5 protein-coding genes and 1 pseudogene are annotated in these 5,392 nt (G+C 68.0%); 2 read left to right on the top strand and 4 right to left on the bottom strand.

Annotation, left to right across the window (positions count from 1 at the left end; all coding sequences use genetic code 11):
* A partial coding sequence (locus BFF76_RS27650) for a Tn3 family transposase (RefSeq protein WP_141695676.1) occupies positions 1–954 on the top strand: 954 nt, incomplete at its 5' end.
* 104 nt (positions 955–1,058) lie between these two features.
* The gene (locus BFF76_RS27645) at positions 1,059–1,826 is read left to right on the top strand and encodes a dienelactone hydrolase family protein (protein ID WP_031092753.1); all 768 of its coding nucleotides are present in this window, start codon (positions 1,059–1,061) and stop codon (positions 1,824–1,826) included.
* A 463-nt stretch (positions 1,827–2,289) separates the two neighbouring features.
* On the opposite strand, the gene BFF76_RS27640 is transcribed toward BFF76_RS27645, so the two are convergent.
* The 4 genes and pseudogenes from BFF76_RS27640 to BFF76_RS27625 all read right to left on the bottom strand — a co-directional run.
* A complete protein-coding gene (locus BFF76_RS27640; RefSeq protein ID WP_065849297.1) occupies positions 2,290–3,255 on the bottom strand; it encodes an ROK family protein in 966 nt (321 codons plus the stop codon).
* Positions 3,256–3,630: 375 nt separating this feature from the next.
* Entirely contained in the window at positions 3,631–4,086 is a 456-nt protein-coding gene (locus tag BFF76_RS27635; RefSeq protein ID WP_141695675.1) for a hypothetical protein, read from the bottom strand.
* Between the two features lie 264 nt (positions 4,087–4,350).
* Positions 4,351–5,115 carry an SAM-dependent methyltransferase gene (locus BFF76_RS27630; RefSeq protein ID WP_065849299.1) on the bottom strand — a complete coding sequence of 255 codons (765 nt, stop codon included), beginning with the start codon at positions 5,113–5,115 and terminating at the stop codon, positions 4,351–4,353.
* Positions 5,116–5,220: 105 nt separating this feature from the next.
* A pseudogene (locus BFF76_RS27625) lies at positions 5,221–5,392 on the bottom strand (IS5/IS1182 family transposase); the annotation flags it as partial.

Raw genomic sequence — 5,392 nt, 5'->3', positions numbered from 1 at the left:
GCGGCCTCCCCGCCCGGACCAGTGGGTAGGCCGCAGCGCTTTCCGGTGCGGGGAGGCCGCGGATCTTGGTGGTGCGGGAGATGTCGGGGTGATGGGTGTCAGGGGAACGTCGCCGACAAGCACTTCTCGATCGTGCTGCTGAACGAGGCGGTCGCCGACCTGGTGAACGCGCACGCCCGCCCGGACATCTCGCAGGCGTGGGGCGACGGGACCGCCGTCGCGGCGGAAGGCACCCACATGGACACGTACCTCGACAACCTGCTCTCCGAGACGAGCGTGAGGTACGGCAAGCCGGGCGGCATCGTCTACCACCACGTCTCGGACACCTACATCGCGCTGGTCACGCACTTCATCCCGTGCGGCGTCTGGGAGGCCGTCCAGATCATCGAGGGCCTGCTGAAGAAGGGCCTGCTGAAGAACACCAGCGAGGTGCAGCCGACCACCGTGCACGCAGATACGCAGGGTCAGAGCTTCCCTGTCTTTGCGCTCGCCCACCTCTTGGGCTTCGACCTGATGCCCAGGATCAGGAACTGGAAGGAACTGACCTTCTACCGGCCCTCCAAGCAGAGCGAGTACGTGCACATCGACGCCCTGTTCGGAGAGCCGGGTCAGAACATCATCGACTTCGGCCTGATCGAGTCCCAGTTCCGCCACCTGATGCGCGTGGCCGTCTCCGTACAACCGGTTCGGCGAGTACAGCACCCACGAACTCGGCATCCAGCCCGAGGCGTACGACCCGAAACTCGACGTCGGCTTCACCCCGCTGCGCGAGCAGGTCCTGACCCCCGCCGGCCTCGGCCAGGCCGCCTGAACCGTGGCGTGAACCAGCTGGTGACGCCCTTCACGGTAGCGGGCCGGTATACCCCGCAATCCTGCTGCGAGCGAGGGCCAGCCTCCAATACCGTGGCCTGGGCAGGTGATCCGACAGCGCTGCCGTGGGGACGGGGTTTGTGACGGTTCTCGTGAGCCCTCGCCGTATCTCAGAGGGATACCCGCGCTGATCTGCCAGCGGCAGAACACCAGCCGGGCCGGGCTCGACGATCACTACAGTCCAGTTCATGACGACGATTACGACGCGTACGGTCGAGTATCCGGCCGACGGTTTGACGATGATCGGGCATCTCGCGCTCCCGGCCGGTGTCGACCGCCGGCCCGCGGTGCTGCTCGGACCAGAGGGCATGGGGCTCAGCGACGTCGAGCGCCGCCGGGCCGATGCTCTCGCCGAACTGGGATATGTAGCGCTGGCCTTCGACCTTCACGGCGGGCGCTATCTGGGCGACCCCGAGGAGATGCTGGCCCGTTGCCTGCCGCTGCTCGCTGATCCCGACCGGATGCGGGGCGTCGGCCATGCGGCGCTCGACGTGTTGCGCACCGAACCGCGGACCGACCCCGACCGGATCGCCGCCATCGGCTACGGCACCGGGGGCGCCGTCGGGCTGGAACTCGGGCGCGGCGGCGTCAGCCTGCGCGCAATCGGGACAGTCAACGCACTGACCACGGGCCGACCGGGCGAGGCGGCGCGCATTCGCTGCCCGGTATGGGCCGGGGTCGGGTCGGAAGACCCGATCATGGGGCCCGCGCAACGGGACGCGTTCACCGCTGAGATGCAGGCAGCGGGCGTCGACTGGCGCCTCGCGGTCTACGGCGGCGCCTTGCACGCCTTCCACCACCCGCCGGTCGGCCACCCTGTGGTCCCCGGCGTCGGCTACCACCCACGGCACGCGCAGCGCGCCTGGCGCGACGTCGTCGACCTGCTAGCCGAGTGCCTGCCCGTGACGGAGGATCTGGGGCATGACCCAGGTAAGCCTGCCGGCGCCGGGCACTGACAGCCCCCTCCCCTCAAGTCCGCACAGCAGAACCTCGTTCGGGCGGATGCTCGATCGCGGAAACGCGTTCGCAACTGCCGCAGTGAATGCCGGATTTACCGCGACAGGGCCCCTACCGTGATCACCGCGACCGGCGGCGGGCCATTCCGGCCGCCGGGGCGATGTGTACGCATTTGCTGCGGCAGTGTCAGGGGGGCGGGGCGGCGTGAACGATCGAACCCGTGACCGATCTCGGGAGTGGGGGCGCGCTTCGGTTGCCGCGCGCTCGGGTCGTACCTCTGTCCGCCCCGCTGGCGTCGTACACCGCGGCGGTCGAGCGCTACCTCACCGGCGCGGGCATCGCGAAGTCCTCCGCGCGGATCTACCGGATGTCGCTGACGACGTGGGGATGGATGCTCGCCGGTGAACCAGCGCCGTCCGGACCCGCCCGCCGGCGCGCGAAGCCCTCGCTTCTGCTGAGGAATTACGGGCGGGGTGAAGCCGCGAGCGCGGGGGTGCCGGCCTGCGCGGACGCGACGGCAGCTGCCCCGATGAGCCCCGCGTCCAGAGCCAGGAGCGCCGGCACGACAGGAAGTCCGCGGGTGAAGTCGAGGACGGCGTAGTCGACCATGCGCCGTCGCAGCGGCACGAAGAGCGTGTCACCGGCCTGTGCCACACCACCACCGATGACCACGATGTCGAGTTCGACCAGAGCCGCCGTCGCAGCGATGGCTGCTGCCAGCGCCTGGGCAGCGCGTTCGTACGCCTCCAGAGCCCGCCGGTCCCCTTTCCGCGCCGCGTCCGCGACCGCCGCAGCCGTCGGTGCCACCCCGGCCGGCGTCGACCACCCGGCAGCCTGCGCCTGTGCGGCTATCGCCGTACCGCTGGCAAGCCCCTCGACACAGCCAGGAGCGCCGCACGGACACAGCGAACCGTCCAGATCCACGCTGATGTGCCCGATGTGGCCCGCGTTCCCCGTCCGGCCGGTGCGGAGCCGGCCGTCGAGGATCAGGCCGCCTCCCACACCGGTGGACACCACCATGCAGAGAGCGTTCTCGGACTGCCGCGCCGCGCCGAGCCAGTGTTCCGCCGCGGCCATCGCCACCGCATCCCCGATCAGAACCGGTCGCAGCCCCACGGGAAGCCGTGGGTGTGCGGCCACCTCGTCGACCAGCGGGAAGTGCCGCCAGGCGGGGATGTTGACAGGACTGACCGTGCCTGCGGCGGTGTCGACCGGACCCGCGCTGGCGATGCCGAGACAGGTCATCTCGTCCCACATCGGGTGGGCCGCCAGTTCGTCGATGACCGAGGTCACCGCTGCCATGAGTTCAGGGGCGGACTTCTGTGCCGGAGTCGGCCGCTGCGCACGCAGCACCAGCGTGCCTGCGTCGTCCACGAGCGCGCCGGCGATCTTCGTGCCACCGATGTCCAGTGCTCCGTACACAGTCAATCACCTTTCGTGAGGGGGAGCGGTTGCCGTGCGCCCCGAGGCACACTCTGACGGGTCGTGACAACGTTGTCTAGTAGGCAGTTTAGTTTAGGTCAAGGTTTAGTAAAGTACCGCTGTGGTGCGGTGCCTGGTGCGTCGACGTGTCCGCGCCGTGTCCCGGCGGGAACCCTCGGCACACGGTGCACGAGCGGCTCGGCGACTCAACCGCCTTCGTTGTTGAGCCGGCGGGGGGTGCCGAATCGGTGCCGTTCAGGGGGAAAGCCGTCGGAAGGCCGTTGCACTGACCGTCAGAGTTGGCCCGTCTGGCCAACTCGGACGCTCAACGCCCCAGGCTTCTGGCCAGGTTCTTCTGCGGCAGAGCGAGCTGTTGCGTATTCACCGTCCGAAAGGGCGTGGTCCGCTGTCGGATTGGAGCGCCATGGCCGCCTGGCAGCCGCGTACCCAGTCATCCCGGTACTTCGCCGGAACGCTGCTGCTGGTGTACTCGGGTACCGAGGCGTAGTAGTCGCAGATCTCCCGGTCGTTCATCTCACCCAACTCGAACTCGACGGCCGAGCGAACGGTGACCCTGACCGTATCCTTCTGGATCACGAGACTCGGCGACGGCGTAGACGGCGTGGGCGTGGGCGTGGGGTTTAGCCTCGTTGTCGGGTCAGGTTCCGCCTCGGTGTGGGTCTTCACCCACGCATAGCCCTGCTCATACGCTTCCTTGACTTTGGGGTCGTCCCTTATGGGGAAGGCCGAGGACTCGAGAACGGTCGTGGCGACGGCCGAGACGGTGATGGCGGCGGCCAGAGATATGAGCGCGGTGCGGGTCTTGGGCTTGCGCATCACGTCAGCCTGTCACGTCCCAGCAAGAGACCAGTAGCGCACCGCCGCCGCTAAGCACCTCCAGCGGTCGTCCTCCAATGACACAAATCCGCAGACCCACCCAGGCCCCATGTCCCAATCTCTCCGCCACCACCGGATCGATGGCGTACGGCGAGAAGAGGTCATCCAGGGCGCAACTGTGCAACCAGATCGGCCGGGATTCGATCTCCGGAGCACGGGCCGTAACCGTTATGCCTCCAGAACAACGCGCTGCAGCGCTTCCCGTCAGTTCTTACGTGCAGTTATCAGAGCGAAGGAGAGGAATTCTCCGCCGTCTGTGGTGAGCATGTCGATGACGGGCTGGTTCGCGCTCCGGCCGTCGGGCGTGTGCTCGGCCGCTGCCCGGGCCCACAGCAGCCAGTCCCGCCAGGCGTCTTGCGGCAACCACGCGGAGGTGACTTCCACGAGCTCGGTGATCGCCCACTGAAAGCGCCACCACTCCGCCGTGTGCCAGGCGATCGCCTCCCAGCCGACCACCTTCTTGATGTGAGGTGGGATGACTCCGAGCTCACGGACCTCCCGGGTCATGGCGGGAGTCGCCATCGCCAGATGTCCGCCAGGGCGGAGGAACCGTGTCAGGTAGGGCAGGTAGCTGTCCGCCGTTCCGAAGTACTCGAACGCGTCCACGCTCACGATGGCGTCGAAGCTCTCCTCCTCGAACGGCAGAGTGTGCGCCTCAGCTCGCACGGCATTCACCTGGTCGCCGACGCCCGCCTCGGCGAAGACGGCTGCCGCGCCCTCGGGGGCGATCCACAAGTCTGCCGCAACGACCTGGGCGCCGTACTCGCGGGCCAGGAACACCGACGTGGCGCCCTTGCCGGAGCCGAGGTCGAGAATCCGCATCCCCGGACGCAGATCAAGATCCCGGGTGAGGTCTTCCAGCAGCCACAGCGGGTTCGGTCCCATGTCGAGGTTGAGCAACCAGGCGGGGTCATAGCGAGAGGAGCGCGGATAGCGGTCCGGACGTACGAGATCGTTCAAGTCAGTCACGAGCACGAACCCAAGCTGATCATCTGCCCAGGCACAACCCGTTTTCGCTCACCTCGGCCTCCGGCGGCGGGGCACGATGCAGCAACAATCAGTTCGTCGCTGTGGTCACGAGCGGAGCCAGATGAGGAGTGCGGCGGCGGTGACAGTGCCGAGGAAGACGTATCCGCGCTTGTCATAGCGGGTGGCGACCGCTCTGAACTGCTTCAGCTTGTTCGTCCGCTCCACCGTGTTGCGATCTTTGTATCGCGCCGTGTCGAAGCCCGGCGGGCGCCCGCCG

Origin of the sequence: Streptomyces mutomycini, assembly GCF_001700505.1 — a bacterium.
GTDB lineage: Bacteria > Actinomycetota > Actinomycetes > Streptomycetales > Streptomycetaceae > Streptomyces > Streptomyces mutomycini.
The sequence above is the reverse complement of the archived record's forward strand: the minus strand, read 5'-3'. Positions and strand labels throughout refer to the sequence as shown.